Annotated in this window: 25 protein-coding genes; 9 read left to right on the forward strand and 16 right to left on the reverse strand. The window is 67.2% G+C overall.

What is annotated here, in order from left to right:
- Nucleotides 1-64: 64 nt before the first annotated feature.
- The 5 genes from HDC34_RS15525 to HDC34_RS17935 form a co-directional block, all read right to left on the reverse strand.
- On the reverse strand, nt 65-484 hold the full coding sequence (locus HDC34_RS15525) for a hypothetical protein (RefSeq protein ID WP_104310644.1): 420 nt from the start codon (nt 482-484) through the stop codon (nt 65-67).
- A 137-nt stretch (nt 485-621) separates the two neighbouring features.
- Nucleotides 622-1,971, reverse strand: a complete 1,350-nt coding sequence (locus HDC34_RS15530; RefSeq protein ID WP_104310643.1) for a sugar ABC transporter substrate-binding protein — start codon at nt 1,969-1,971, stop codon at nt 622-624.
- A gap of 41 nt (nt 1,972-2,012) precedes the next feature.
- Nucleotides 2,013-2,987, reverse strand: coding sequence for a carbohydrate ABC transporter permease (locus HDC34_RS15535; RefSeq protein WP_374757246.1), 975 nt, complete (start codon nt 2,985-2,987; stop codon nt 2,013-2,015).
- A 4-nt stretch (nt 2,988-2,991) separates the two neighbouring features.
- Nucleotides 2,992-3,921, reverse strand: a complete 930-nt coding sequence (locus HDC34_RS15540) for a carbohydrate ABC transporter permease (protein ID WP_104310642.1) — start codon at nt 3,919-3,921, stop codon at nt 2,992-2,994.
- A complete protein-coding gene (locus HDC34_RS17935) occupies nt 3,921-6,026 on the reverse strand; it encodes an alpha-galactosidase (protein WP_308807372.1) in 2,106 nt (701 codons plus the stop codon). The genes HDC34_RS15540 and HDC34_RS17935 overlap by 1 nt, the downstream gene beginning before the upstream one ends.
- Before the next feature lie 243 nt (nt 6,027-6,269).
- Between HDC34_RS17935 and HDC34_RS15550 the strand changes: the two genes are divergently transcribed.
- On the forward strand, nt 6,270-7,421 hold the full coding sequence (locus tag HDC34_RS15550) for an ROK family transcriptional regulator (RefSeq protein WP_179557686.1): 1,152 nt from the start codon (nt 6,270-6,272) through the stop codon (nt 7,419-7,421).
- On the opposite strand, the gene HDC34_RS15555 is transcribed toward HDC34_RS15550, so the two are convergent.
- From HDC34_RS15555 to HDC34_RS15570, 4 genes are read right to left on the reverse strand one after another with little or no spacing between them, the layout of a single operon-like run.
- Nucleotides 7,397-7,933 carry a nucleotide-binding domain containing protein gene (locus tag HDC34_RS15555; protein ID WP_179557975.1) on the reverse strand — a complete coding sequence of 179 codons (537 nt, stop codon included), beginning with the start codon at nt 7,931-7,933 and terminating at the stop codon, nt 7,397-7,399. The genes HDC34_RS15550 and HDC34_RS15555 overlap by 25 nt on opposite strands.
- A 3-nt stretch (nt 7,934-7,936) precedes the next feature.
- Complete coding sequence (locus tag HDC34_RS15560) at nt 7,937-8,518, reverse strand: four-carbon acid sugar kinase family protein (RefSeq protein WP_179557687.1); 582 nt, start codon at nt 8,516-8,518, stop codon at nt 7,937-7,939.
- A 4-nt stretch (nt 8,519-8,522) separates the two neighbouring features.
- A complete protein-coding gene (locus HDC34_RS18295) occupies nt 8,523-8,744 on the reverse strand; it encodes a four-carbon acid sugar kinase family protein (protein WP_179557688.1) in 222 nt (73 codons plus the stop codon).
- Nucleotides 8,741-9,727 carry a 4-hydroxythreonine-4-phosphate dehydrogenase PdxA gene (locus HDC34_RS15570; protein WP_179557689.1) on the reverse strand — a complete coding sequence of 329 codons (987 nt, stop codon included), beginning with the start codon at nt 9,725-9,727 and terminating at the stop codon, nt 8,741-8,743. Before HDC34_RS15570 ends, HDC34_RS18295 begins: the two co-directional genes overlap by 4 nt.
- Before the next feature lie 297 nt (nt 9,728-10,024).
- Between HDC34_RS15570 and HDC34_RS15575 the strand changes: the two genes are divergently transcribed.
- From HDC34_RS15575 to HDC34_RS15590, 4 genes are all read left to right on the forward strand, one after another.
- Nucleotides 10,025-10,999 carry a tripartite tricarboxylate transporter substrate binding protein gene (locus HDC34_RS15575; protein WP_179557690.1) on the forward strand — a complete coding sequence of 325 codons (975 nt, stop codon included), beginning with the start codon at nt 10,025-10,027 and terminating at the stop codon, nt 10,997-10,999.
- Nucleotides 10,996-11,529, forward strand: a complete 534-nt coding sequence (locus HDC34_RS15580) for a tripartite tricarboxylate transporter TctB family protein (protein WP_179557691.1) — start codon at nt 10,996-10,998, stop codon at nt 11,527-11,529. The genes HDC34_RS15575 and HDC34_RS15580 overlap by 4 nt, the downstream gene beginning before the upstream one ends.
- A complete protein-coding gene (locus HDC34_RS15585) occupies nt 11,529-13,091 on the forward strand; it encodes a tripartite tricarboxylate transporter permease (protein ID WP_179557692.1) in 1,563 nt (520 codons plus the stop codon). The genes HDC34_RS15580 and HDC34_RS15585 overlap by 1 nt, the downstream gene beginning before the upstream one ends.
- Nucleotides 13,092-13,170: 79 nt before the next feature.
- Nucleotides 13,171-14,058 carry a GntR family transcriptional regulator gene (locus HDC34_RS15590; protein WP_179557693.1) on the forward strand — a complete coding sequence of 296 codons (888 nt, stop codon included), beginning with the start codon at nt 13,171-13,173 and terminating at the stop codon, nt 14,056-14,058.
- Between the two features lie 99 nt (nt 14,059-14,157).
- Here HDC34_RS15590 and HDC34_RS17945 read toward each other — a convergent pair whose 3' ends face one another.
- The 5 genes from HDC34_RS17945 to HDC34_RS15620 all read right to left on the reverse strand — a co-directional run bounded on the left by HDC34_RS17945 (nt 14,158) and on the right by HDC34_RS15620 (nt 19,967).
- Nucleotides 14,158-14,907: a cupin domain-containing protein gene (locus tag HDC34_RS17945; RefSeq protein ID WP_308807373.1), complete on the reverse strand. Its 750-nt coding sequence runs from the start codon at nt 14,905-14,907 to the stop codon at nt 14,158-14,160.
- Entirely contained in the window at nt 14,904-16,277 is a 1,374-nt protein-coding gene (locus HDC34_RS15605; protein WP_179557694.1) for an NAD-dependent succinate-semialdehyde dehydrogenase, read from the reverse strand. The genes HDC34_RS17945 and HDC34_RS15605 overlap by 4 nt, the downstream gene beginning before the upstream one ends.
- A gap of 17 nt (nt 16,278-16,294) precedes the next feature.
- A complete protein-coding gene (locus tag HDC34_RS15610; protein ID WP_179557695.1) occupies nt 16,295-17,371 on the reverse strand; it encodes an isocitrate/isopropylmalate dehydrogenase family protein in 1,077 nt (358 codons plus the stop codon).
- A gap of 136 nt (nt 17,372-17,507) precedes the next feature.
- Nucleotides 17,508-18,704 carry an MFS transporter gene (locus HDC34_RS15615; RefSeq protein WP_179557696.1) on the reverse strand — a complete coding sequence of 399 codons (1,197 nt, stop codon included), beginning with the start codon at nt 18,702-18,704 and terminating at the stop codon, nt 17,508-17,510.
- 129 nt (nt 18,705-18,833) lie between these two features.
- Complete coding sequence (locus HDC34_RS15620) at nt 18,834-19,967, reverse strand: PrpF domain-containing protein (protein ID WP_179557697.1); 1,134 nt, start codon at nt 19,965-19,967, stop codon at nt 18,834-18,836.
- A 119-nt stretch (nt 19,968-20,086) separates the two neighbouring features.
- Between HDC34_RS15620 and HDC34_RS15625 the strand changes: the two genes are divergently transcribed.
- From HDC34_RS15625 to rraA, 3 genes are all read left to right on the forward strand, one after another.
- Nucleotides 20,087-21,016, forward strand: coding sequence for a GntR family transcriptional regulator (locus tag HDC34_RS15625; RefSeq protein WP_179557698.1), 930 nt, complete (start codon nt 20,087-20,089; stop codon nt 21,014-21,016).
- Between the two features lie 189 nt (nt 21,017-21,205).
- Nucleotides 21,206-22,678, forward strand: a complete 1,473-nt coding sequence (locus HDC34_RS15630) for a GntP family permease (protein ID WP_179557699.1) — start codon at nt 21,206-21,208, stop codon at nt 22,676-22,678.
- Nucleotides 22,675-23,208, forward strand: coding sequence for a ribonuclease E activity regulator RraA (rraA, locus tag HDC34_RS15635; protein ID WP_374757247.1), 534 nt, complete (start codon nt 22,675-22,677; stop codon nt 23,206-23,208). The genes HDC34_RS15630 and rraA overlap by 4 nt, the downstream gene beginning before the upstream one ends.
- A 91-nt stretch (nt 23,209-23,299) precedes the next feature.
- Here rraA and HDC34_RS15640 read toward each other — a convergent pair whose 3' ends face one another.
- Nucleotides 23,300-23,938, reverse strand: a complete 639-nt coding sequence (locus HDC34_RS15640) for a TetR/AcrR family transcriptional regulator (RefSeq protein WP_179557700.1) — start codon at nt 23,936-23,938, stop codon at nt 23,300-23,302.
- Nucleotides 23,939-23,999: 61 nt separating this feature from the next.
- Here HDC34_RS15640 and HDC34_RS15645 point away from each other — a divergent pair, with 61 nt between their 5' ends.
- Nucleotides 24,000-25,427 carry an MFS transporter gene (locus HDC34_RS15645; protein WP_179557701.1) on the forward strand — a complete coding sequence of 476 codons (1,428 nt, stop codon included), beginning with the start codon at nt 24,000-24,002 and terminating at the stop codon, nt 25,425-25,427.
- A gap of 50 nt (nt 25,428-25,477) precedes the next feature.
- Here the strand turns inward: HDC34_RS15645 and HDC34_RS15650 are convergent, their stop codons facing one another.
- The gene (locus tag HDC34_RS15650) at nt 25,478-26,590 is read right to left on the reverse strand and encodes an acyl-CoA desaturase (protein ID WP_179557702.1); all 1,113 of its coding nucleotides are present in this window, start codon (nt 26,588-26,590) and stop codon (nt 25,478-25,480) included.
- Nucleotides 26,591-26,660: the final 70 nt, after the last annotated feature.

Consider the following 26,660-nt stretch of genomic DNA (forward strand, 5'->3'; position numbering starts at 1 on the left):
AGCTCATTACCTCGGGCCCCGGCCGTTTCAGTTGGGTCCTGGACGCCACCCGATTCGATGACGTTCAGGCGCCCGTCGCATAGACGTTCTGTGACACTTGCGTTGCGCCGCGGCGGGGCTCCTCGCCGTCGGGCACGACCGCGTAGCGGAGGCCGTTCCCGATTCCAGTGCTGCTGATGCCGCCACCCCCGCTGCACGCCCCGCCCCACTCCTGCGCTTCGGTGTAGTAGAGCAGACACACTTCGTACTCGTCGACGCCCGGGCCGAGCCAGAGCTGAGCTCCGCCATACTCTCCGACCCATCGCGTCGCATCGACGTCGAATCCCTCGAGGGCGTGGTCGTCCAGGTCAGTCGGCAAGGGTTTTTCGACCACCGGGGCGTTCTCGAGGTCAGCGTAGGTGGATGCGCTCGTCGAGCACCCGGCGGTCGCCGCGAGCAGGAGGGTGGCTCCGGAGAGGAGAAGCGCCTTCGGTGTGCGTGCCATGTGTCCATGGTTTCACGACGTTCCTCGCGGCGGTCAGCGGTCAGCGGTTCGCGATCATGCGCGCCCGCCGCCTCGCCCACGAGGAAGGAGCACCCCGACGCAGCGCGTCGAGATGCCCCTCGGACCGACCCCAGTACTTACGGGAACAGCTGGTTGACCTGCTCCGCTGCCTGCTTGAGCGTGTTCTCATCGCCCTGGCCAAGGAGGACGGCCTCGACGGCTGGCTCCATGATGGCGAGGATCGAGCTCCAGTTGTTGGCGATCGGGGCCTCGACGTATTCGCCCGCCTCGAACGCGTCGTAGTAGACCGAGACGTCGATGCCGGCAGCATCGAACGCCTCACGGGCCTTCTCGCTTGAGGTCTCGACGGCCGGGAAGACGACAGCTGCTTCAGCCACGATGTCCTGGCAGTCGGCGGTCGCCAGGTAGGCCACCAGCTTCTTCGACGCCTCCGGGTTCTCCGTGCTTGCGATGACGGAGTCCGCCAGGCCGTTCATGACACCCGCGCGATCGCCGCTCGGGCCGACCGGCAGTGGTGCGATGCCGGTCTCGACGCCGGTCATGCCGAAGTACGCCTTGGCGTTCCAGCTGCCGTCGGTGACGAGCGCGTAGCGTCCGGCGCCGTAGGCCTCCTGGATGCTGGTGCCGGAGATCGCCGACTCGTACCCGGGCATGTAGCCCTTGTCGATCAGGCCAGACCACCATTCGATGGTCTCGATGTACTTCTCGTCGGCGTAGTTGAACTCGGTGCCGAACGGGTTCTGGTCGGCGTAGGTCCAGTTGTTCGTCAGCGCGTACGGGCTCCACTGGGTCTGACCGAAGGCGCCGATGCCGGACTTGGCTTTGAGGCCGAGGCCGTAGACGGCCACGTTGTTCTTATCGAAGCCGGCTTCGTCGCCGCGCACGCCGTTCGCGTCGACGGTGAGGTGGGCGATGGTCTTCTCCCAGGTGCCGCCGTCATCCGGGTTCCAGTCGAGAGTGTTGAGGTCCTCTGGCGTGTATCCGGCTTCGGTGAGGTAGTCGGTGTTGAAGAGCGTCGCGACCGTGTCCCAGTCCTTCGGGAGGCCGTAGCGCTTGCCGTCTTCGCCGATCCATCGTTCCGCGAGGCCGTCGCGGAACGACTCGAGGTCGACCTCCACGTCGTCGAGGTCGAGCAGCGACCCGGAGGTCGCGAGCTCTGGGTAGAACGACGCGTGGTTGGTGATGACGTCTGGTGCGTCGCCGCCCACGAGGCTGGTCGTCAGCGTCTCGAAGTAGTCGTTCCAGCCGACCTGCTCGATCTGTACGGAGATCTCTGGGTTGGCTTCGGTGAAGTCGGCGATGCACTGCTCGTAGCTGGGGAGCTGGTTGGAGTCCCACAGCCAGTAGCGCAGCGACGCGGCTTCGGAGCCGCCGTCGCCGCCGGCGCTGGCACCGGAGCAGGCGGTGGCTGCGAACAGCGTGCCGGTCACGACCGCGGCGATGGCGATCTTCTTGGCGTTCTTCATTGAGTGCCTTTCGATTCGTGTGGTGCGAGGGGAGGTGCGGGTCATTTTGTGCCCGAGTACCCGATGGAGTTGATGATGCGCTTGCCGAGGAGGAGGAAGAGGATGATCACGGGGAGGGCCGCGATGAGCGTCGCGGCCATGAGGCCGGCCCAGTCGGGTCCGCCCTGTGGGGTCTGCGATCGGAACACGCCGAGTGCCACGGTGAGCACGCGCACGTCTTCTGCGCGCCCGACGACCAGCGGCCAGAAGTACTCGTTCCAGCTGTTGATGTAGGTGAGGATGGCGAGCGTCGCGATCGGCGAGCCCGTGAGCGGCAGCGCGATCGACGTGAAACGGCGGATGTGGCCGGCGCCGTCGAGGATGGCGGCCTCCTCAACCTCGCGGTTGATGCCGAGGAAGAACTGCCGGAGGAAGAAGATCGCGAAGGGTGTCATGAGCATCGTCGGTAGAGCGATGCCGAGGTGCGTGTTCAGGAGCCCGAGGTCGCGGATGGTGATGAAGTTCGGGATTGTCGTGAAGATGACCGGCACCATGAGGGCGCACAGCAGGATGCCGAAGACCAGGTCGCGGCCAGTCCACTTCAGCCGAGCGAAGGCGTAGGCCGCCATCGAGCAGAACACCACCTGGCCAACGGTGATGAGCGTGGCGACGATCACCGAGTTGCGAAGGTAGAGCCAGAAGTCGATCGAGGCGCCTGACCCGCCCTCTGCCATCGATTCCTCGGTGGTGGCCAGCCCAAGGACCCGCTTGTACGCGCCGAGAGTGAAGTCGACGGGGAACGGGTTCCCCGGGTTGCCAGCGAGCGAGAGGTTGTTCGACAGCGAGGTGCGGAGCATCCAGTAGAACGGGAACAGGGTGATCAGCAGCAGGACCCAGAGCAGCACCCACGCCGCGATGCGACCGATCGACGCTTTCTGACGTGGCTTCTTGCCCGTCACTTCGGACTCCGCGGGCTGCTCCGACGGGGGCGTCGGACTTGCGTTCTTGCTTGTGCGTGAACTCTTCGTCATGGTCATGGTGTCATCCCAGGTCGGTCTGGTTGGCGCGGGTCGCCCGCAGCTGGATATAGGTGAATACCGCGAGCAGAACGAACAGGGCGACGGCCAGGGCCGAGCCGTATCCGAAGTCGCCACGAGTGAAGGCCACGTCGTAGATGTAGTAGTTGATGACTCGCGTGGCGTTGACCGGTCCGCCGCCCGTCGTGACCGCGACGGTGTCGAACACCTGGAAGGCGCCGGTGACCGTGATCACCAGGACCATCGCGAGGATGGGACGCAGCAGGGGAAGCGTGATGCTGCGGAACATGCGCAGCTCCCCAGCGCCGTCGATCGCACCGGCCTCGTAGACATCGCGCGGGATCATCTGAAGACCGGCGAAGATAAGCAGCGCTGTGTAGCCGAGGTGACGCCACACGTTGATGAACGCGATGGTCGGTATCGCCCAGGCCTGATCGCCGAGGAAGGCGATTCGGTCGAGCCCCAGCCAGGCGATGAGCTCGTTGATCGGCCCGATCTGGTAGTCGAACAGGTAGAACCAGACGAGCGCGGCGATCACGTTCGCGATCATGTACGGCAGCAGGGCGATGCCGCGGATCACCAGCGACTGCGTGAGTCGATGCAGCAAGACCGCGACGCCGAGCGCGAGCAGCGTCTGGAAGCCGATGTTGAGCAGCACGTAGTAGACCGTGACGCCGAGCGCATTCCAGAAGACCTCATCCGCGAACATGCGGGTGTAGTTGTCGAGTCCGACCCACTCTGGGTCGGTGAGCAGGTTGTACTTCGTGAAGCTGAAGTACGCGCCGCGCAGCGCAGGCCAGACGAAGAAGGCCGCGAAGCCGATGATCGCTGGTGCGGCGAACAGCCAGCCGGCCAGGTTCTCCCGGCCGAGCGGGCGGGGCCGGCGCTGGCGCTTGCGGCCCTTGGCCGGGATCGCCAGGGTTTCGGTTGCCATCAGTCCTCCTCGCCCACCTGCGTTGCGCGGATGAGCAGTGCGTGGTCGGGCGCCAGAGCTGGCACCTGGATACCGGCGTGGCCGAGGGCCTCACCTGTGGTTCGGACACCGGTGCTCCACCAGGCCGGGAGCGGGTGGCCGTTGTACTGCAGCACTCCGTCGGCGGGGGCTGCGGCGCTCACGTCGTAGGTCGCGGCGGGGTCGAGTCCGGGAAGCGTCACCGCGCCAGGAGGCGCCCCGACACCGGTCGCGACAGCGGCGACCGAGAACAGCGCATCCGAGCGCTCCTGCCCGACGACACCGCGGATGCTGAGGGCCGGATCGGGGTGATCACTGCGCACCACCTCACCGGTGTGCAGGAGGGGGCGGAGCTGCTTGTAGAGCTGGACCCAGCCGCTGAGAGCCTCCAGCTCGTTGGCGGTGGCCTCGCGCAGGTCCCACTCGATTCCGAGGTTCGAGAGCAGCGCCGTCATCGCGCGATAGGACAGTGCGTGGCGTCGCTTCGTGGCGTGGGCGATGCTCGACCCGATGTGTGAGCCGAGGAGCTCCGGCGGCACGGTCACGCTGGTCCAGAGATCGATGCGCTGACGTTCGTTCGCATCGATGCAGTCGCTGGCCCAGATGCGGTCCGAGCGCTCGAGAACCTCGAGGTCGGCCCGGGCGCCGCCTGAGGAGCATGACTCGATCTCGAGGTCTGGGAACTCGGAGTGGAGCTCGTCGAGGAGGCGGTAGAACGCCAGCGTCTGACCGTGCACCGCAGCGCGTCCGCCGTCGTGGGCCGCGTCGGTGAGGTCGCGGTTGTGGTCCCACTTGATGAAGGCGAGGTCGAGCTCGCGCACGAGACCGGCGATGGAGTCCCGAACGTGTGCGTAGGCCGCAGGGTTCTGCAAGTCCAGCACCTGCTGGTATCGCGAGGTCGGCGGCTGCCGGTGCCCGGGGGAGAGGATCCAGTCCGGGTTCGCGCGTGCGGCGTCGCTGTCGGGGTTGATCATCTCGGGTTCGAACCACAGCCCGAACTCCATGCCGAGGCCGCGCACGTGCTTGGCGAGCGGGAGCAGTCCATCCGGCCAGATCGCCCGATCGACGGTCCAGTCGCCCAGGCCAGATTGCTTGCTCCGGCGACCGAGGAACCAGCCGTCGTCGAGCACGAAGCGCTCGACGCCGACCTCGGCTGCCTTCGTCGCGAGATCGAAGACCGCGGCGGGCTGGTGGTCGAAGTAGACCGCTTCCCAGGTGTTGAGGACAACCGGGCGTGGGGTCGTGCGATTGCGCTCGCGCGCCCGCAGGTGGTGGTGGAAGCGGCGGCCGACGCCGTCGATGCCTTCACCATAGGAGCCGTAGATCCATGGAGTCGAGTATTCCTCGCCCGTGGTGAGGGCCACTTCTCCGGGGAGCAGGATCTCCTCGCCGCCGAGAATCGTGCGCCCGTTGGTCTGGCGCTCGACGAACGTGCGGTGATTTCCGCTCCACGCGGTCTGCGCAGCCCACACCTCGCCGTGGCGGAAGCCGAAACCTTGAGTTCCTACCGCGTACAGAAGGCTCGCGTCGTGGCCGGTGCGACCGTGGCGTCCCTCGCGGGCGTGGGTGCCGACGGTGAGGGAGTGCCGCTGTGCTTGCGCTTCGCGCATGTGGCGTCCCGCGAAGTCGAGCACTTCACCGGCGCGAGTCGGTACGGGGAGCCCGAGACGCACGGCGTCGACGGCGTACGTTTCGGCGCCCGTGTTGCGCACCGTGAGGCGGGAGCGCACGAGACCGGATGTCAGCAGCTCGAGCACCAGGTCGGCTTCGATCTCGAGGGCGTCGTCCGCGAGGGCCGCGACGAACCGATTCTCGACTCGCGCGTCGGCCGACGTCTCGAGGCTGACGTTGCGGGTGGACAGCTGCAAGGCGAAATCGCGGCCGCCGCGGTGTCCCTCGACGCCGGGGGCACCGACCCACCCGCGGCTGGCATCCGGAACGATGCTGAAGGGGACGGGGCTGTCGATGCTGTTTGAGGCGATCTGCGGCCTGCTCGCGTCGGCGAACGATTCGAGGCCCGCGGCGTTGAGTCCGAGGGGGCGACCCCAATGGATGATGCGCGGGACCTGCTCCGACCGCGCATCCACGATCACCTATACGTCTGCGCCGTTCAGTTCGAGAACGCGTCGCTCCATGGATTCCATCAGCACCATTGCCTTTCAGGGGGTAGCCATGATTATTGCAACAATAAATACTCTGGTCAATCTGCTCCTCGAAACCCTGGTTTGGCGTCCACTCCGTGCGGATGGGGCTGCTTTACCTACTGCAGCGGTAGCAATGTCGAGGTTTAGTGTTTCGGCTTGGAATGGTGGAGCGGTACGATGAACGTCATGGCGATCATTGAGACCGGGACGCAGACCATCGACACGGCGCGGGCCGTTGCCCGCGCGGTTGTCCTGCATGGGCCGATCTCCCGGAGCGACGTGGCTCGCCGCCTTGGGCTCTCGCCGGCGAGCATGACCCGCCTGGCAAGGCCACTCATCGAGCAGGGCCTCCTCGTCGAGGCTGACGCCGTTGCCGATCCAGTGCATGGCCGCCTCGTGCGCCCACTCGATGTGTCCCCGACGTTGCGGTTCATCGGCGTGAAGGTGGCGGTCGACGCTGTCCACGGCGTGCTGACGGACGCCCGGGCGTCCATCCTTGCTCGAGTGGATCAACCCCTGCCCTCGTCGACCCCGGACGACGTCATCCGCGTCGCGGCCGCCGTGATCGCTCGTCTGGCCCAGGGGGAGCCGGTGCACAGCGTCGGCGTCTCGCTCGGCGGCCACACCGACGACCACTCGAGCGTGGTGCTCTCGCGCAGTCTCGGCTGGCGCAGCGTGCCGCTGGGGCAGCGGCTCTCCGGAGAATCTGGACTCCCGGTGATCGTCGAAAACGACGTGACCGCTCTGACCGTCGCCCAGCATCTCTTCTCGTCCGATCGCGACAGTGAGCGCTTCGCGCTGGTCACTGTGGGCGTGGGGGTGGGATGCGGGCTTGTCATCAATGGTGACGTCGTCAGGCAGCTCGACGCGGCATCGCCGTCACCCAGCATGCTGATCCTGAATCCGTCGGGACCGACGGTTCCGGAGGGCCCGCGAGGAAGCGCGCTCGCGTACCTGGCTTCGACCAACGTCGCCATCGCCGCCTCCGCGGCGTGCGGGCGACTGCTCTCCTTCGACGAGGCCATCGAGCTGGCGCAAGCCGGTGATCAGGGAGCGCTCCTCGTAGTGACGGAGGCGGCTTCCTACCTCGGCCGGTTCATCGCCAGCATCGCCACGATGTCGTACGTCACGCGCTTCATCCTCTCTGGCGAGGGCATCGCGATCGCCAAGGTCGGAGCGGCGGCGATGCACGAGGCCATAGCCGAGTCGCGGCCATCGTGGAGCACGGAACTCGACACGGAGATCGTGCCAACCACTATGAGCGATTGGGCGCGCGGCGCCGCATCCGTCGCGATCTGGGAGATGATCGAGCGCTACTCCGCGGACGACCGCTGGTAAGAGATTCCCCGCACGGCCTCCATGAGGCCATCGTCGTCTCCGATGTTTCCCGGCACGAGCGCGAAGGGCGCACGGGCATTCTCGCCGACGGGTTGCCACACGATGCCGGCGCCGACGCGACCGCGAATGATCGCCCGCTCGATGTGCAGCGCTCGTGTGGCGATGTCGCTCGAGGTGATGCCGCCCTTCGCCACCACGAAGGTAACGGTGAATTGCTGTGTCGTGCGCCGGGTCACCGCCACCAGGGCGTCTGACACGCGGCGCGCGAACGCGAGGCTGCGGTCGGGGTCGCTGAACGTGCGCACGGCGCGGCCGGTTGCGATCGCGACGTGCGAAGTCGCGAGCGCAACCACAGCCTGCGTGGTGAGCTGCTCGACGACCTCCTCGAAGGCGGCGTCGTCTGCGTCGATGAGGCGGTCGACGTCGAGCCCAAGCAGGGCGACGTCGGTCTGCTCGAGCAGTCGATTGAGCTGGCGGGTCCTCTGGGCGACGTGAGAGCCGACAACGATCAGGCCTCAGGCCTCAGGCCTCAGGCCTCCGGCCTCCGGGGCGGTGCCGAGCTGGGGGAGCTCGGAGCTCACAGGGAGGTTCAGAAGCGCGGGCAGGATGCCGGGGCTCGCATGTACCAATACCTGCTCCGCGCACGGGTCGGCCTCAAGCAGTGCGCCGGCAATGGTCCCGAGATCCGCGTCGTCCTCGACATCGCAGGCAACCCAGGCGGCCCGGCCCTCGCGCACCGCCGAAGCTACGCCGTCGGGGGCCACGACGGCGACGTCGTCGCTCGTCAGGTCGCCCCCGGATCGTTCCGCCACAAGCGCGGGGAGGAACGAGGTCGTGTACCCGAAGGTCGCATCACCGGCGTACTGCGACTCGTGCGCCAAGCCCAGACCGTCGACACCCTCGACGAGATGCATGCCGTTGCGGGTGATACGGCCTGCCCGGGGGAAGGCGGGAATGAACACGGTCGTTGCCGGGACGGGCGCATCGATATCGCGGAGGGCGCTGCGGATGGCCTCCGGTTCAGCCACGACGTGCCCGCGCAGGGTCGAATCGCTGCGGCTCACGAACCGGACCGTTTGCGATCCTGCCGCGCGCATCACGTCAGTGACGACTGACTTCGTCAGTGACGACTGACTTCGTCAGTGTGACCATCACCGGCTCGTCGAGGCTCCGCGAGTTAGTGAGTATGAAGAAGCCCCGTGGGGAGGTTTCGAAAGCCCACGCGAGATTCTCCCGAGTTGGCGCCGTGACCACCGGGATGCCCGCGACGGCCTGGGTGCCCGTGGGGTCGTCGTCCAGGATGACGACCGTCGGCCGCGTCACGAGGCGTCGGTCAGGCGGCCGGCGATGTCGAGGGCGTTGAACATCGAGGCGGTGTCAGCCTGCCCCGTGCCCACGATGTCGAACGCCGTGCCGTGTGCAGGGGTGGCGATCGCGATGCCGAGCCCTGCTTCCACCGTCACACCTCCCGCGAACCCCATCGCTTTGAGCGCCAGCTGGCCTTGGTCGTGGAACATCGTCACGATGCCCTGGTAGCCCCGTCGCTTCGCCGTCACAAAGAGGGTGTCCGCAGGGAATGGACCTTCGACGTTCAGGCCCTGTGCCGCGGCCGCTTTCACGGCGGGCGCGATGATGTCGATCTCCTCGGTGCCGAAGCTCCCGTTCTCACCGCCGTGCGGATTTAACGCGCAGACGGCGAGCTTTGGGTTCGTGAAGCCCGCAGCGCTCATCTGCTCGGAGAGCAGGCGGGTGACTGCGATGATTCGTTCTTCGGTGATCAGGTCCGCGACCGCGCGCAGCGGCACGTGTGAGGTCACCCGAGATGTCCACAACCCTGCGGAGGCGTTCAGTTCGGAGACCTCGCTCTCGGCCTGCATCTGACCCTCGAACCAACGCATTTCGTCGTACTCCTGCATGCCGGAGGCGTGGAGGGAGGCCTTGTTGAGCGGACCGAAGACGAGGGCATCGGCGTCCTGGGACTCGATCGCGTCGAGAGCAGCACGGAGTGCGGTCAGCGCCCAGCGGCCGGAGTCGCCATGCACCTCGCCGACGGGAGTCGACGGGAAGTCGGAGAGCGGACGGACCTCCACGCCATCGGCCGCCAGGAACTCGTCCATCGAATCGCGGAGGTCGGCTTGCTCGAAGCCGCGACGGAGTTCATCTTCCGCTGCAAAAACAATGAGGTTGTCACCCTCCCCGCTGGCTCGTCGTGCAATTGCGCGGGCGAGCAGCTCGGGGCCAACTCCCGCGGGGTCCCCGGCTGTGATTGCGATGCGCTTGCGCGCCAGAGGGGTGTCGATCGTCATTGATCCGCCTTTCGATATGTATTCCGCTTCGGAAAGCATATCAGTGTGTCTATCGAGGGACGGAGTTCGAGGCACCTCGAGTCGACGAGTTGCGTCCGCAGCCGAGGAGGCCCCCGCGGGGCCCCGCTCGCTTCGCGCCCCTTCATTGCACGGTGTCGATCCCGCGGCGCCCCGGGTCGTCACCGTGATTGCCAATGGCATTTTATGGTGACATAATACCGAAACGGCAGAGGTGCCTGGCACCCGATTCGCCCAACGGACCGATGAAGATTCGAGAGGCTCTGGTCAACGATGAAGTTGAAAACGAAAGGGATCGCGCTCATAGCGGCCGTCTTGGTGACGGTGCCCATTGCGCTGTTCGACGCGGGGCAGGGCGGCGGTACGGGCGGCCCGACAAGCAGCCTGAGTATCCTGGTACCTGGATCCGCTGGTGGCGGCTACGACTCGCTCGCACGTGAGTCGCAGCAGTCGCTCCGTGCAAATGGCATCTCCGGGAACGTGCAGGTCATCAACATCCCCGGCGCATCCGGAACGGTCGGCCTGCAGACGCTGATCGAGATGAACGACCGCGACGACACGATGCTCGTCGTCGGCTCCGCCATGGTCGGCGGAGTCGAGATCACCGGCAGCGACGTGGGGCTCGACGACGTCACCCCGATCATGGCAGTCACGACCGACTACCCCGTCATCGTGCTGCCCGAGAGCTCGCCGTACGGCGACGCCACCGAGTTCCTGTCGGCGTGGAAGGCCGACCCCGAAGGGCACCCGATCGGCGGCGGGGCGCTCGGCAACGCCGACCACCTCGCAGTGATCGCGCTCGCCGAAGCGTCGGGCATCGCCGCGGAAGACGTCAACTACATCGCCTACTCAGGCGGTGGTGAAGTCCTGGGCTCCCTGCTGTCCGGCACCGTCGCGGCCGGCGTCTCCGGCTACTCGGAGATCAGCGACCAGATCGAGACCAACCGGGTCCGGGGCATCGGCATCACGGCCCCAGAACGCATCGAGGGCATCGACCTGCCGACGTTCGCAGAAGCCGGCGTCGACGTCGTCATGCCGAACTGGCGAGGCTTCGTCGCCCCTCCGAACATCACCGATGAGGAACGAGACGCGCTCGTCACCATCGTCGAGGAGATGCTCCAGACCGAAGAGTGGAAAGCGGCCGTCGTGCGCAACGACTGGGAAGAGCGCGTCCTCGTCGGCGACGAGTTCGTCGCGTTCATCGAAGACCAGGTGGACATCACGCAGCAGCTGCTCGAAGGAGTCGAGAAATGACCACGATGTCGCACAGCACCCAGCACTCCACACCAGAGGGCAGCGGGGTCGGGGCCAAGTACGGGGAGCTCTCCGTCTCGATCATCCTCTTCGCGATGGGGGCCTTCATGGCTTACAACACGGCGACGATGGACGTCATCGGCGACTCGGAACCCGGGCCGCAGTTCTTCCCCTCGATCGTGGCGTTCCTGCTCTTCGTCAGCAGCATCGCGCTTGCCATCCGCGTCGTCAGAGCGGCCCGCCGTGCGGAAGTCGACGGCGAGGTTGATGAGGAAGCCGTGATCGGCATCGACTGGAAGACCCTCTCGATCGTCGTCGCCGCATTCGTCGCCTTCCTGCTCATCCTGCAACCGCTCGGCTGGCTGATCAGCGCCGCGGCACTGTTCTTCCTGGTCAGCTTCGCGCTCGGCACGAAAGAGCACCTCACGAACCTCGGCATCGCGGCGGTCTTCTCCGCCGCCGTGCAGATCGCCTTCTCAATCGGCCTCGGGTTGAACCTCCCGGCCGGCATCCTCGGAGGAATCTTCTGATGGAACAGCTCAACGACCTGATGGGCGGCTTCGCCGCCGCCCTCACCCCGATGAACCTCCTCTGGCTGTTCATCGGCGCCATCCTCGGCACCGCCGTCGGGGTGCTCCCCGGGCTCGGCTCAGCAATGGCCGTCGCGCTCCTGCTGCCGGTGACGTTCTCGCTCGACCCCACCGGGGCGCTCATCATGTTCGCGGGTGTCTACTACGGCGGACTCTTCGGCGACTCCATCGCGGGCATCCTGCTGAACACGCCGGGAAATGCCGCCGCCATCGCCGGGTCCTTCGAAGGGCACCGGATGGCGCTCGACGGAAGGGCCGCGAAAGCCCTCGCGACGTCCGCCCTCGGCGCCTTCTCCGGCGGCCTGATCGCGACAACGCTCGTCGTCTTCTTCTCGCCATACATCGTGCAGCTCGCATCGATGTTCGGGCCGGCCGAGTACTTCGCTCTCGCGCTGTTCGCGTTCGTCGCGATCTCCTGGGTCGTCGCGGAGTCGTTCATCAAGGGCATCGCGTCCCTCGCGATCGGGCTCTTCATCGCGCTCATCGGCATCGACGACGTGTCGGGCACCTCCCGCTTCACCGTGGGCATGCCGCACCTCTTCGACGGCATCTCGATCGTCGTCGTCACCGTGGGGCTGCTCGCCCTCGGCGAGGTCTTCTTCATCGCCTCCCGCATCCGCCGCCACCCATCCCGCGCCCGCATCATCGAGTCGGGGCGTCCGTGGCTGAACGGCAAGGAGATCAAGCAGGCGCTGCCCGCCTGGCTCCGCGGCACCGCGATCGGCGTCCCGTTCGGCGCGATCCCCGCCGGCGGCGCCGAGGTGCCGTCATTCCTCGCCTACACGATCGAGAAGCGTCTCGCGAAGCGACGCAACGACCCCGACTTCGGCGGCCGCGGCTCGATCCGCGGTGTCGCGGGGCCAGAAGCCGCGGGTAACGCGACCGCCGGCAGCGCGATGGGCGCGCTCCTCGCGATCGGTCTGCCCACGTCGGCGACCGCCGCGATCATGCTCGCTGCATTCCGTCAGTACGGGATGCAGCCAGGACCGCTCCTCTTCGACCGCAGCGCCGACATCGTGTGGGCGCTGCTCGCGAGCCTCTTCCTCGGGCTCATCGTGCTCCTCGCACTCAACCTGCCCTTCGCGCCGCTCTGGGCGAAGCTCCTGAAGGTGCCAGCGCCCTACCTGTACTCCGGTATCGGCGTGCTCGCGGTGCTCGGCGTCTACTCGATCAGCTCGTCCGTGCTGGACATCGCGCTGCTGATCGTGCTCGGCCTGCTTGGCTTCGTCATGCGCCGCTACGATCTCCCGCTCGCGCCCGTGCTGATCGGCGTGATCCTCGGACCGCTCGCGGAGACCGAGTTCCGGCGGTCGGTCAGCGTCGGCCAGGGTGACTTCTGGTTTTTCGTCAACAGCCCGCTCACGATCATCCTCTACAGCATCCTCGTGGCCGGGGCCGTGATCATCTCGATCATGGCGTTCCGCGGACGCCGGGCGAAGTCGGTCGAGGAGCAGCGGGTCGACGAGGCGGCGACGCCGGCAAAGGTCAACCAGGGTCGGTGACAGCCTCGGCTGCGGCTCCTCGGTCGGCGCAGGGTCTGTCAAGATGACAGGGCCCCTGACTGCCCGACCGAGGAGCCGCATGCCGAAGCAGGCGACCAACGGCGCGACGCCACTCGTCGCCCAGCTCACCAGCCAGATTCTCGCCTTCGTCCGGGAATCGAACGCCGAACCCGGCAGTCGGCTTGCGGAGCGGGCGCTCGCCGAGCGGTTCAACGTCTCCCGTTCGCCCGTCCGGCGGGCACTCCAGGAGCTCGTGGAGCAGCAGCTCATCGCCGTCGCCGACAGCGGAGGCTTCGTCGTCACCGAAGCCTCCTTCGACGCTCCGCCCCCCGAACGCGTCCCAGAATTCGACGAGCTCTACCTGCGCATCGCGCAGGAGCGGCTCGACGGCCTGCTCCCCGAGCGCGTCACCGAGAATGCCCTCATGCGCCGCTACGACGTGACCCGCGCGCAGCTCGCGCAGGTGCTCCGACGCATCTCCAACGAGGGTTGGATCCTTGATCTCCCGGGATACGGGTGGCAGTTCCAGGAGACCCTTACCTCGATCAAGTCGTACGCGGACAGCTACCGATTCCGTCAGCTGGTCGAGCCTGCCGCGATCCTCCAGCCCGGGTACGCCGTCGACGTCGATGCGCTCCGGGCGCGACGGGACGAGCAGCAGGCGCTCATCGACGGACGTATCCACGAGGTGACCGGAAGCGAGCTCTTCGAGCTCAACTCCGCCTTCCATGAAGTCGTCACCGCTGGCACGGGCAACGAGTTCTTCATGGAGAGCCTTTCCCGCATCAATCGCCTGCGCCGCCTCATCGAGTACCGGCAGGCGCTTGTGCCCGAGCGTGCGGCGGTCCGCTGCGCCGAGCACGTGCGGCTCGCCGACCTGCTGCTCGACGGGAATCTCGAGGAGGCATCCTCGTTCCTCGCGCAGCACCTGAGCACTGTCGGCGAGGAGAAGACGGGGTCTGCCTGACGGGCGCATCCGTCGGACAGAGCAGGCACGCACTCTCGAACGCAGAAAGGCTGGGCGGACCCTGGAGGGTTCCGCCCAGCCTTTTCTGGGCCTTCTTGCCTAGAAGGCGGTCAGCACCTGCCGGAAGTGCTCGGCCCTCGGCGGCGTCGACAGGTGCTCGATGATGAGCTCCCGCCACTTCGTGAAGGCCTCGGAGGATCGGAAGGATTCCGTGTGGTCTTCGACCGTCTCCCATCGCACGAGGAGCCGATAGTGCGTGCTGTCCTCGACCGAGCGCTCCAGCGTGAAGCTGCGCGCACCGACCGCCTGCTGGAAGAGCGGTGCTGCCGCGGCGACCGCCGCTTCCAAGGCGGCGCCGTCGGCGTCGGCCGCGAAGAGATCCACGACCTCGACCGCCGCCTCGCTCGCAGACCGGTCGGACGATGACCCGAGTCCCTCCCCGTCGATGCGGCCATGCTCGCCGCTCTCCAGGAGCGTGCGGGTCGCATCCACCGAGGCGTAGACCCAGAGGATGCGCATCGGCTCGCTCTCGGAGGCGTTCTCGAAGTGGTGGGGCACGTTCGCCGGCACCACCGTCGTGTCGAAGGTGTCGAGCAGCGTGCGCTCGCCGTCGATGTCCACGATGGCCGTGCCTTCGATGACGGCGACCGACTCGAGCACGTTGTGCACGTGGTGTCCGATGGCGGCGCCGGGGTCGAAGATCGTCGTCCCGCTCAGGAACGACGTCGCTCCACGCTCGTAGGTGACGAGCGGCACGGTCTTCGCGCCGCCCCCGCGGTTCTTGGATGGCAGCGCCGACGGTCGGAGCACGTGGCAGGTCTGGGAGGTCGCGCTCTGCGAATCGCTCACGCGCTGACCGGCCCGACCCAGATGGTCTTGATGTTCACGAACTCCCGGATGCCGTACCCGGACAGCTCGCGACCGTATCCGGAGCGTTTGATGCCCCCGAACGGGAGCCGAGCATCCGACGCCACCTGGCCGTTGATGAACACCGCGCCCGAGTCGACGCGGCGCGCAAGTGCACGGGCGCGATCGACGTCGGCGGAGAAGATTGTGGCGCCGAGCCCGTACTCGCTGGAGTTCGCAAGGCGCACGGCCTCGTCGGCGTCCACGACTCGCGTGACGCTTGCGACCGGCCCGAACGTCTCCTCCGTGAAGGCTGCCGCGTCGGTGCCCACGTGGTCGAGGATGGTCGGGGGATAGAAGAAGCCCTGACCGTCCGGCAGCTCCGCGCCGAGTCGCACGGTCGCGCCCGCCGCGATGGTGCGCTCGACCTGCTCGTGCAATGTGACGCGCAGATTGCCGCGCGCAAGCGGCCCGACCTGTGTTGCATCCTGCGATGGGTCTCCGACGACGAGCTCGCTGGCCTTCGCGACGAAGAGCTCCACGAACGCATCGGCGACTGCCTCGACGACGAGGAACCGCTTCGCGTTGACACAGCTCTGGCCTGCCGTGTTGAAGCGCGACTTGACGGCGACTGTGGCCGCCTGCTCGAGGTCTGCGTCTTCGAGCACGATGAACGGGTCAGAACCGCCCAGCTCGAGCACCTGCTTCTTGAGCACCGACCCCGCTTGGGCGGCGACGATCGCGCCGACCTCGGTCGAGCCGGTGAGGGTGACGGCCGCGATCCGGTCATCGGCGATGATCTTCGACACCTCGGACGAGTCGATGATGAGCGTGGAGAACAACCCCTTCGGGGCGCCAGCCTTCTCGACGATCTCCTGGATCAGGAGCGCCGATCCCGGCACGTTGTTGGCGTGCTTCAGGATCGCGCCGTTTCCTGCGACGAGCGCGGGCCCGGCGAAGCGGAAGAACTGCCAGAACGGGTAGTTCCACGGCATGATCGCGAGCACGACGCCGAGGGGATCGAACTCGACTCCGCTGAGCGTGGCGTTCGACTCGATCTCTTCGAAGGAGAGGAAGCGTTCGGCATTCGCGGCGTAGTAGTCGAGGGTGACCGCCGACTTCTCCACCTCGCCCCTCGCTTCCGTGATGGGCTTGCCCATCTCCTCGGTGATGAGGCTCGCGAACCGTTCCTTGCCGGCGCGGAGCTCCACGGCGATCGCCGTGAGCAGCGCGCTGCGCTCGGTGATGCTGGTCTCGCGCCACGCCCGCTGGGCGACGGCGGCGGCTTCCAGCGCCGCATCGACTTCGGCGGGGGTGTGGACGGGGTAGTCGGAGATCTGCTGGCCCGTAGTGGGATTGATGGAGGTAGGCATTCGAGGTTCCTTCCTGGTCAGACGGTGCGAGCGGGCGCGGGGAGCTGGGCGAGCACGTGGTCCGCGAACTGTCGGGTGTTGAGGGTGCCGCCGAGGTCTCCCGTGCGCGTCTCTGGGTTGTCGAGCACGCGTTCGATCGCGCCTTCGATGTCGGCGGCCGCGTCGATGAGGCGCTGGTCGCCGTCGCGTCGTCCGCGCCAATCCAGCAGCATCGCCGCGGAGAGGATGAGGGAGGTCGGGTTCGCGATCCCCTTGCCGGCGATGTCGGGTGCGGAACCGTGCTGGGCCTGTCCGACGCCGATGTCCGTGCCGGCGTTGAGCGAGCCGCCCAGGCCGAGGCTGCCCGAGAGTTCGGAGGCCTCGTCGGAGAGGATGTCGCCGAACATGTTGGTCGTCACGATCACGTCGAACGACTCCGGGCGACGGATGAGCAGTGCGGCCGCGGCGTCGACGATGAGCTCTTCCATCTCCACGTTCGGGAACTCTGCAGCCACCTTCCTGGCCTCGCGGAGGAAGAGCCCGTCCGAGAGCTTCACGACGTTGGCCTTGTGCACGACGGTGACCTTCTTGCGGCGCGCCTGCGCGAGCTCGAAGGCGACGCGCACGACGCGTTCGGAGGCCGCGGCCGTGATCTTGCGGATGCTGAACGCCGAGTCTGCGTCGGGCATGAACTCGCCGGAGCCGGCGTACATGTTGCGGTCGGAGTAGAACCCCTCGGTGTTCTCGCGCACGATGATCAGGTCCATGGGGGTGCGAAGAATGCTGAGGTCCTTGTGCGAGCGGCAGGGACGGATGTTCGCGAAGAGCTCGAACTTGGTGCGCAGCTCCGCAGAGGGGTTGAGCCCGCCGCTGGCCTTGTCGGGGTAGTCGAAGTGCTGGACGGGGCCGAGCACGACCCCGTCGACCTCCGGGATGCGGCGCATGACGGCCTCGGGCAAGGTGGTGCCCTGCGTCTCGAGCGATGCGAACCCGATCTCCGCCGTCTCGATCTCGAGTCCGAGACCGTGTGCCGCGTCGACGGCGTTCAGGACCTCGATCGTGGGCCCGGTGATTTCCGGGCCGATGCCGTCCCCGGGGAGTACAAGGATCTTCATTGCGCGCCTTTCTCTGGTGGGGGCACCGTCGCCCCGCGCAGCGGCCCAGAACAGTGAGGGCAACCGCAGTGGTATTTGCTAGCAACAAAATACCATCAACGGGAACGCGCGGCAACACCTGTCGCTCACGGGCCGCTTAGGTCGAAGGGCTCTTTGATCCGCCACTGCCGCCAGCGGAGGTCCCAGTTACGACGGCGGCCCCACCGAGCAGCACGGCTGAGGCGGTCATGCTGCCTGCCGCACCGAACGAGCCTGCGGTGAGGCCGATGGCCAGCGGCAGCGCCACCTGGACGAGCCTGTTCGAGGCGACGCGGAGACCCAGGGCAGAGCCTCGGAGCTTCTCTCCCGCGAGGTCGACGACCCAGGCGAGCGTGAGCGGTTGGGGCACGCCGAGGGCGACGCCGAGCAGGATCATCGCGATGACGGCCGCAGCAAAGCCCCCGACCGCCAGAAGGCCGAAGCCGGCCACGCCGAGCCACAGCGCAGCCGTCAGGACCGTGCGGCGCCCGAAGCGAGCGATCAGGCGTGCGATTCTGAGGCGGCTGGCGACCGTGACCGTTCCACGCAGGGCCAAGAGCCATCCAACCGTGACCAGGTCGACCTCTCGATCGATGGCCCACGCCGGCAGGAGGACGAACAGCAGGTCCACACTCGCGAGCACGATCCCGCCCACGACAAGTGCGCGCCAGATTCCCTCGGTGCGCAGGATGGAGAGAGCGGCCCTGTGCATGCGAGGGCGGGGTGCGCGGACCGCGGGCGTCTTCAGTCGATCGCGGGCGAGCAAGACCGTGCAGGGGGCGGCAGCGAGGACGAAGGCGGCGCAGAGGATCATTCCGTTCCCCCAGTCGGGCACATCGCCGATGATGGACCATGCTGTGGCAGCAGTCGGAACCAGCGCGGGACCGGTCACTTGCCCGACGGACATCGCGGAGGTCAGGTTGCCGAGCGCTCCGACCATGTTCGGTCCCGTTGCGCGCTCGACGACGTACCCCTGCTGTCCAATCATGCAGAGCAGCTGACCCAAGCCCAGCACGGCGTTTCCGATGACCAGTACCGCGAGCGATGGCGCGAACGCCGAGCCGACGCAGGCGACGACGCCGAGGCAGGTGCCGACCGCGAGGAGCCACCCGGCTCCGAACCGATCCATGATGTTCCCCGCGGGAATCGCGAACGGGATCGCTGGGGCAGCGAAGCTCGCCGCGACGAGGCCGAGCTCGAAGGGGCTCGCGGCGAAGTCCACGGCGGCGAACCCCACCATGAGGCGCGCCCCCGACCAGGCTGTGTGCAGAAGTATGGCCCGGACGACGACGAGCGACATGAGGTGACGGCTCACCGGGGATCACCTCACTGTTCGGGGGCGCAGCTCGGACTGAAGGCACTGAGCCGCCAACTGCCTACGCGCCTGCGTGGCGGTGGCGGACCCAGGTCACACTGCGTCCTGGGCTCAGTGGCCGCGGCGGCCTCAGACGGCGACGGCGCCGCGCATGAGCACGCGCGCGGTCCGCAGAAGCGAGACGCTCGCGAGTTCCGGCGCGCCAAACTCCTCGTCCGTCAGCGCTGCACGCGCGGCGACGACTCCCGACGGCGTGCCCATGCGAAGCGTTCCACCCTGGCTGGGGGTGGAGCAGGTGAGCTCCTGGACTATCGTGCCCTGGGTGAGGGCGGCCGCGGCGAGGCACATGGCCCCGGTTCCCGGGATGGCTTTGTGGGCGCGGCCCATCGAGATCATTCGAACGGTGATGTCGGCCTCGTCGAGGGGGACGCCGATGCCGTCCAGCGTGTCCGAGTTGGCAGACTCCGAGATGATGGCGACCTTCGGCACCACAAGTGGCGCGTCTTCCAGCGACTGAGCGAGCCCCATTGCGACCGCTGCGCTGCGCCTGAGCTTCTCCAGGAGCCCGGAAACCCCCACGTTCGCATCGAGGTCGTCTGGCAGCTCTGTGCCAGTGAGTCCGAGGTCGTCGGCGTGCACGATCACGAGAGGAACTGCCGCATCCATCAGCGAGACACGGACGTCGCGGCCATCTACGTCCAGCACCTCGACGGGACGTCCTGTTGGCAGTAGGGCACCGGTGCGGCTGCCTGCCGGGTCGGGGTAGACGAGTTCGATCGGGGCGCCGGGCTGGGTCACGCCCGGCAGCGAGAACGTTCCCTCGGTCATTGCCTGGCCGGCCTGCACCGCTGCGTTGACGACCACGACCTTCCCGGTGTTCGTGTTCAACAGACGAAACGAGCGGTCGCCGTCGTCCGCTGCGAGGATTCCTTCCAAGAGCGCGAAGGGCACGACGCCAGCCGAGAGGTTGCCGCAGTTCCCCGAGTAGTCGACGACGGGTGTGGCGACATCGACCTGGCCGAACGTGTACTCGAGGTCGATGTCCGGGTCGGTTGATGGTGCGACGACCATGACCTTCGACAGTGAGGATATTCCGCCGCCCATGCCATCGAGCTGGCGGCCGAACCGGTCGGGGGATCCCAGTGCGACGGTGAAGACGCGATCGCGCCCTGCTCGGTCGCGGGGCAGCTTCGCGTCGTTGAAGAAGAGTCCCTTGCTTGTGCCACCCCGAACGAACGCCGCGTCGATCCATGTTGCTGTCATAGTGCTGCCACCCAACTTTGGTACTAAGAGCGAATTCGTGCCAACTATAGATGGGGTGGTCGGAGATGGATACCCTTGACCGGCAGGACAAGTGGTGGTGACACCAGAAGGGGGTCGCAATGGAGCACCGCGAAGAAGCTGGGCCCGAGGGTAATCTCGCCGCACAGCTTGCGCCCCAGGTGCTCGCCGTCATCCGAGATGACGGGTTGTCCGTGGGGGACCGCATCACCGAGCGGGCTATGGCTGAGCGTCTCCGGGTGTCGCGGTCACCTGTTCGCAAGGCGTTCACGCAGCTCTGCGGGTCCGGGGCGCTTCGCAAGACCGAGACGGGGCGGTACGAGGTCGCTCCCTTGGCGCTTCAAGCCCCTGCCGAGTCTGCTGCATCTCCGCACTCGGTCGAGGCGGCCTATCTGCGCATCGCTGAGGACCGCCTTGATGAAGCGCTCCCAGAGCGAGTCACGGAAGCGCTGCTCATGCGTCGGTATGCGCTCACCCGCCCCCAGGTCGCCGAAGTTCTCCTGCGCATCACGGCCGAGGGGTGGATTGCGCCGCTCCCCGGTCGCGGCTGGGAGTTCCTCCCGGTCTTCACCACCATGCAGTCGTATGTCGACAGCTTCCGGTTCCGGCTCCTGGTCGAGCCGGATGCGATCATGGAGCCCACGTTCTCGGTCGACCGGGACCTCCTGCTTGCCCGCCGCGATGAGCAGGTTGGCCTGCGGAGCGGCGGGCTCGCGACCATCTCGGCACCGGAGCTCTTCGACCTCAACTCGAAGGTGCACGAGGCGGTCGCCAGGTGCAGCAACAATGCGCTCATCATCGACAGCGTCGTCCGAGTGAACAAGCTGCGCCGACTCGTCGAGTACCGGCAGGCCGTCAATCGTGAGCGGGCGTTCGAGCTCTGCGGTGAGCACATCGAGCTCATCGATCTTCTGCTCATGGGCGAGCAGGAAGCTGCGCAGACGTACCTCCGACAGCACCTGACGACGGTGCGGCGGGCGAAGACCCGCGACAGCGATCGCCTGCTCGATCGCGGCCGCACTCTCTCCTGAAGGGGGGGGGGTCGGCACTCGCGCCCAATCGGGCGACGTGGGAGCTCAATGCGCTCGTGTCTCGGTTTTCGGCGTTGCGCGATTCGGTGACCTCAGCGTAGAGTTCTCATCGCCTCGCAAGTTGGTATCAAAGCAATGGTTAGTACCAAAGTTCCGAGGTTCGAACCACCAATGACGATGGGATGAGACGTGGAACTGGACTTCGTACAATTGGGCACTGCTCCCTTGTTGCTGATCTGTGCGGGAGCGGTGGCAGTCCTCCTGCTCCTGATCCTTGTGGGCAAGATGCACGCGCTGCTCGCCCTGGTGATCGTGAGCGTCGGCACGGCCATCGCGACCAGGATCCCCGTCGGCGACATCATGGATGTCATCCTCGGCGGCTTCGGTGAGACGCTGGGTGAGATCGCGCTGCTCATCGCCTTCGGCGTCATGTTCGCTCGAATGATCGAGGCGAGCGGTGGCACGCAGAAGCTCTCCGACGCTCTCATCGCCAGGCTCGGAGAGAAGCGGGCCCCGCTCGCGCTTGGCATCGCCTGCCTCTTCTTCGGGTTCCCGATCTTCTTCGATGCGGCCTTCATGGTGATGCTGCCCATCTTCTTCGCGGTCGCACGACGCCTCGGTGGCAGCATGCTCCTTTATGTCCTGCCCCCAGCCGCGGCCCTCTCGGTCATGCATGTCCTCATGCCGCCGCACCCCGGGGTCGTCGCGGCCGGTGTGCTGCTCGGTGCTGACATCGGTCTCGTCACGCTCCTCGGTCTGGTCATCGCGATCCCCACCTGGTACCTCAGTGGGTATCTCTACGGCAGCTGGATCGGCAAGCGCCTCGTTCTGCCCATCCCGGACTTCATCGCTGGCGGCCCGCAGGTCGACCTTCCCGCGCAAGGCTCCGATGAGGACCCCAGGGGAGGCGGAACGCTCTCGAGCACCGCGACCGGCACTGTGCAGACGCAGCTCGTGACTCGCGTCAAGACCGGACCGAGCATCCCCGCCCTGATCGGGCTCCTGCTCCTGCCGCTTGTCCTCATCCTCGCCAACACGCTCAGCACCACCCTGGTCCGCACCGGCGCGCTCGACGGCGACGCGACCTGGGTGCAGGCGATGCAGCTCATCGGCTCCATCCCGATTGCACTGCTCCTGACCGTCCTCGCGTCCTGCTACGTTCTCGGAACCCGTCTGGGCCGCACGCGAGTCCTCATCGAGGACATGCTCGACAAGGCGCTCAAGCCGATCTCCTCCGTGCTGCTCGTCACGGGCGCCGGCGGCATGTTCGGTGCGGTCATCCTGGCCAGTGGTATCGGTGAGGCACTCGCGGAGTCGCTGCAGAACACCGGGCTTCCACTTGTCGTCGCTGTGTTCTTCATCACCGCCATCATGCGCATCGCCCTCGGCGGCACCACCATCGCCATCACGACCGCGGCCGGTATCCTCGGCGCCTCCATCGCGACAGCGGGGCTCAACCCGATCCAGTCTGCAGCGCTGGTGCTCGTCATGGCCGGTGGTTCGGCTGTCCTGCCGCTGGTGAATGACGCCAGCTTCTGGCTTATCGGCAGGATGCTCGGCATGACCGTGCCGCAGACCCTCGCGACGTGGACCGTGCTCAAGACGCTCCTCGGCACCATTGCCGCGATCCTCGCGTCCATCGTCTTCGCGCTCGCCTCGTGACCGCCTATGCAGAGCCGGGGCCGCTCCCCTTCTCTCAAGTGCGGTTCGACCAGGCGCTGTCCGGCACCTGCGACCTCGCCGATCTCTACGGTGACGACGTCCGCTCGTGCGACGCCCCTATGCGCGACTTCGGTGGACGCGCCAGGTTCCGCGGTCCGATACGCACCGTGCGCTGCTACGAAGACAACTCATCCGTACGGGCCGCGCTCTCGAACAGAAGTGACGGTGAAGTGCTCGTGGTCGACGGTGCCGGCTCGCTCCATGTCGCCCTGCTCGGCGACATGATCGCGGAGCTCGCACTGTCGAACGGGTGGAGCGGGGTGATCGTCAACGGATGCGTGCGTGACGTTCGCCAGCTCGCGGCCCTCGACCTCGGCGTTAAAGCAATCGGGTCGAATCCGCGCAAGAGCCGGAAGGAAGGCGTGGGCGTCGTCGACGTCACGCTGAACTTCGGGGGAGTGGTGTTCAAGCCGGGCGAGCACGTCTACGCAGACGAGGACGGGATCGTTGTCACCGCGAACAGGGAGTAGTAGGTTCCAGGCGGTTGGGGTTGGTTGGGGTTGTTCCGCGGCGTCTGGGTGGGGGATCGACGCCTTGGGGCGGTACTGCTGGGTGGCAGGCCTATGAGTGGTGCTGCTCGCGCCAGGCAGGGGCGGCGATGCCGGTCAGAACGCTGAGCACCGTGCGCTCGGCGAGCTTCGCGTCAATCGGCTGGTGGCCGAAGAACGCTCGGTAGTAGAGCGGGGCCGCCAGTAGGTCGAGGGTGAGCTCCATATCGAGGTCTGCTCTCAGGTCTCCTCGCTCGATGGCGTGCTCCAGGACTGTCCTGGTGGTGGCACGGCGAGCCTCGAAGTACTCGCGGAGGAACAGCTCGCGGAGCTCTGGGTCTGCCTCGAGGTCGGCGAGGAGCCCGGGGAGCGCACGAGTGATGGGGGAGTTGCCGAACCCGTCGGCGATGTTCGAGATGCCGCTGACGAGGTCGCAGTGCACGCAGCCGGTATCCGGGGTCGGCGTCGTTCCGAGCACCGAGATGAGCGTGTGCACGACGATGCCCGGCAGGCTCTTCCAGCGCCGCCGAAGCGCCGGCTTGCTCGTGCCGGCTGCGGCCGCGACGTTCTCCATGGTGAGTGCGCGGTACTGACCGGTGTCGAGCAGACTGATGACCGCCTCGGTCGCACGGGCGTCGATCGTCGTGTCGCGGGGACGCCCATGCGGCGTCGATCGGGCCCGGGGTTCGGCGTGCGGCTCTGGTTGCGGCATGACCTCACCGTACCCTACATTCATTACGTTCCGGAGTGGAATGTAATGAAGAGGAGTCGGCATGCAACACGAAGGATCGGGCTCGACGGCACGAGCAGGAGTGCGCGCGGAAGGCGAAGCCGGAGGCGTCTTCTCGCCCCGGCTGCGGGGGTTCACGATCGGGATACTCGTGAGCGTCGGCGCGGTCGCGTTCGAGTCCCTCGGGGTCGCGACCGTCCTCCCGGCCGTCGCCGAAGAGCTGGGTGGCCTGAGCGGGTACGGCTGGGGACTCTCAGCGCTCATGCTCGCGAGCATCGTCGGCACCGTCGTCGCCGGGAGGGACATCGATCAAAGAGGCCCGGCGCGGTCGGTCGTGGCCGGCAGCCTGGTCTTCGCACTCGGCTGTCTGCTCGCTGGCCTCGCCCCCGGGTGGGGCATGTTCGTAGCCGCCCGAGCGCTTCAGGGGTTCGGGGTCGGCGCCATCATGGCCTACGCGTACAGCCTGGTCGGACTCGCGTATCCGCCCCGGCTCCAGGCCGTCATGTTCGCGTTCCTGTCGTCGGCGTGGACGATCCCCTCGCTTCTCGGGCCCGTCTTCGCGGGCGTGCTCACGGCGGTGCTCGACTGGAGGGTCGTGTTCTGGACGATCGCGCCGATCACGCTCCTCCTGCTTCCCCTCGTCCTGCCGGGTGCGCGTCGAGTTTCTGCGCGTCCGAGAGAAAAGGGCGGAACGTTGTTCTCCGCGCCCGTCTGGTTCTCCGTCCTCCTTGCGGCCGGGACAGGAGCTGCGCTCTTCGGCCTCGAGGTCGACGCGCTCCCGCTGATGCTCGCGCTCATCGTCGTGGGGGCCGTGGGCGCCGGGGTGGGCTTGCACCGCACCCTTCCCAAGGGCTCCTTCCGCGCGCGCCGTGGCGCGCCAGCCGGAGTCGTCGTGCGGTTCATCCTGTGCGGCGTGTACTTCGGGTCCGAGGCGTTCCTGCCGCTCGGCCTCACGCGCATCCACGGCCTCGATGTCACGATCGCAGGCCTCGGGCTGGCCGCAGGCGCGCTCGCCTGGACCGTCGGTTCGTTTGTGCAGGCGCGGATCGACGCCGCCCGACCTGGGCGACGCTCGCGCTCGACAAGGCTCGGGATGCTCGTGCTGCTCGGCGGCCAGCTGCTCATGGGGGCGGCCGTCGCGCTCCCCGCGGTCTGGCCCGGGTGGGCGGTCATCGGCTGGGCCATCGCGGGCGTCGGGATGGGCATCGCCTTCAACGCGTCGACGGCGGCGACCATGTCGGCCACGCCGACCTCGGCCGCGGGGAGCATCAGCGCGAGCCTGCAGCTCGCGCAGACCCTCGCGACGGCCGTCATCGCCGGCCTCGGCGGGGCAGTGGTCGCGCGGCTCGGCGCCACGACGCCCGCGTTCCTCGCGGTGTTCGGGGCCACCGCCGCGCTCGCCCTGCTGAGTGTGTGGATCGCTGGTCGTCTCGCGGAGCGGGCGGACGAGGCGAAGCCGGAGATGGAGTAGCGACAGGCGACGGTGTCGAGCCCCGCGCGAGATCGGCCCGCGTGGCCTCCCTACCGCCGCCGGAAGTCGCCAGCGACGGGGCAGTCGAACGGGTCGCGAGCCTGCAGCCCGACTCGGTTGAGGTACTCGATCACGATGCGGTACGACTCCAGCAGCGAGGTCTCGGTGTACGGCACGTCCTGCGCTTCGCAGTAGTCGCGGATTATCTCGCGGGCGCGCGCAAGGTGCGGTCTGGGCATGCTCGGGAAGAGATGGTGCTCGATCTGGTAGTTGAGCCCGCCCATGAGCGCGCTGGCCCACCAGCCGCCTCGGATGTTGCGCGAGGTGAGCACCTGCCTGCTGAAGAAGTCGAGCTTCACGTCGGCGGGGATGAGCGGCATGCCCTTGTGGTTGGGGGCGAACGACGCCCCCATGTAGACGCCGAAGACCGCCATCTGCACCGCGATGAACGCGACCGCCAAACCGAGCGGGAGCATCCAGAAGATCGCGCCGAGGTAGATCGCGAAACGGACCGCGATCATCGTCAACTCCACCCACCGGCCGGTGATCTTCTCGCGCGCGAACAGCGACCTGATCGACCGATAGTGGAGGTTGTACCCCTCGAACGTCAGCAGCGGGAAGAACAGGTACCCCTGCTTGCGAGTGATCATCGCCAGCAGGCCACGCTGCTCGCGAGCCGACTCCTCCGTGAACGAGATCGTGTCGAAGTCGATGTCCGGGTCCTTCCCCTTCTTGTTGGGGTTGGCGTGGTGACGCGTGTGCTTCGTCATCCACCAGCTGTAGCTCATGCCGACGATGCCGGCGGCGAGGAACCGGCCGAGACGGTCGTTCGCCCTGCCCGAGGTGAGGACCTGACGGTGGGATGCTTCGTGCGCGAGGAACGCGAACTGGGTGAAGATGACCCCGAGCGCCGCCGCGATGAACAGCTGGAACCAGCTGTCACCGAGCAGAAGGAACCCGGCGATCGCGGCAGCGAGGGCGACGAGGAGACCCGCGGCGAGTGCACCGTAGAACCCGAGCGTGCGATCGAGGAGCCCCTGCTGGCGGATCGCCTTCGACACGGTGCTATAGCTCTGCGTGACCCGAGGAGGCTTGTCTCCCTTGCTCGTCCGGCGGACCGCGCCGTAGCTGCTCGGGGTGAGTTTCGATTCGGGCGACTGCACGGCCGGCTCCTTGCTCGGTCGGCACGAGGCGTCAGGCGACCCCGTGGCAGGGCTTGCAATTCCGAGCAAG

Source organism: Pseudoclavibacter sp. JAI123 (genome assembly GCF_013409665.1).
In the GTDB taxonomy this organism is placed as follows: Bacteria; Actinomycetota; Actinomycetes; order Actinomycetales; family Microbacteriaceae; genus Pseudoclavibacter.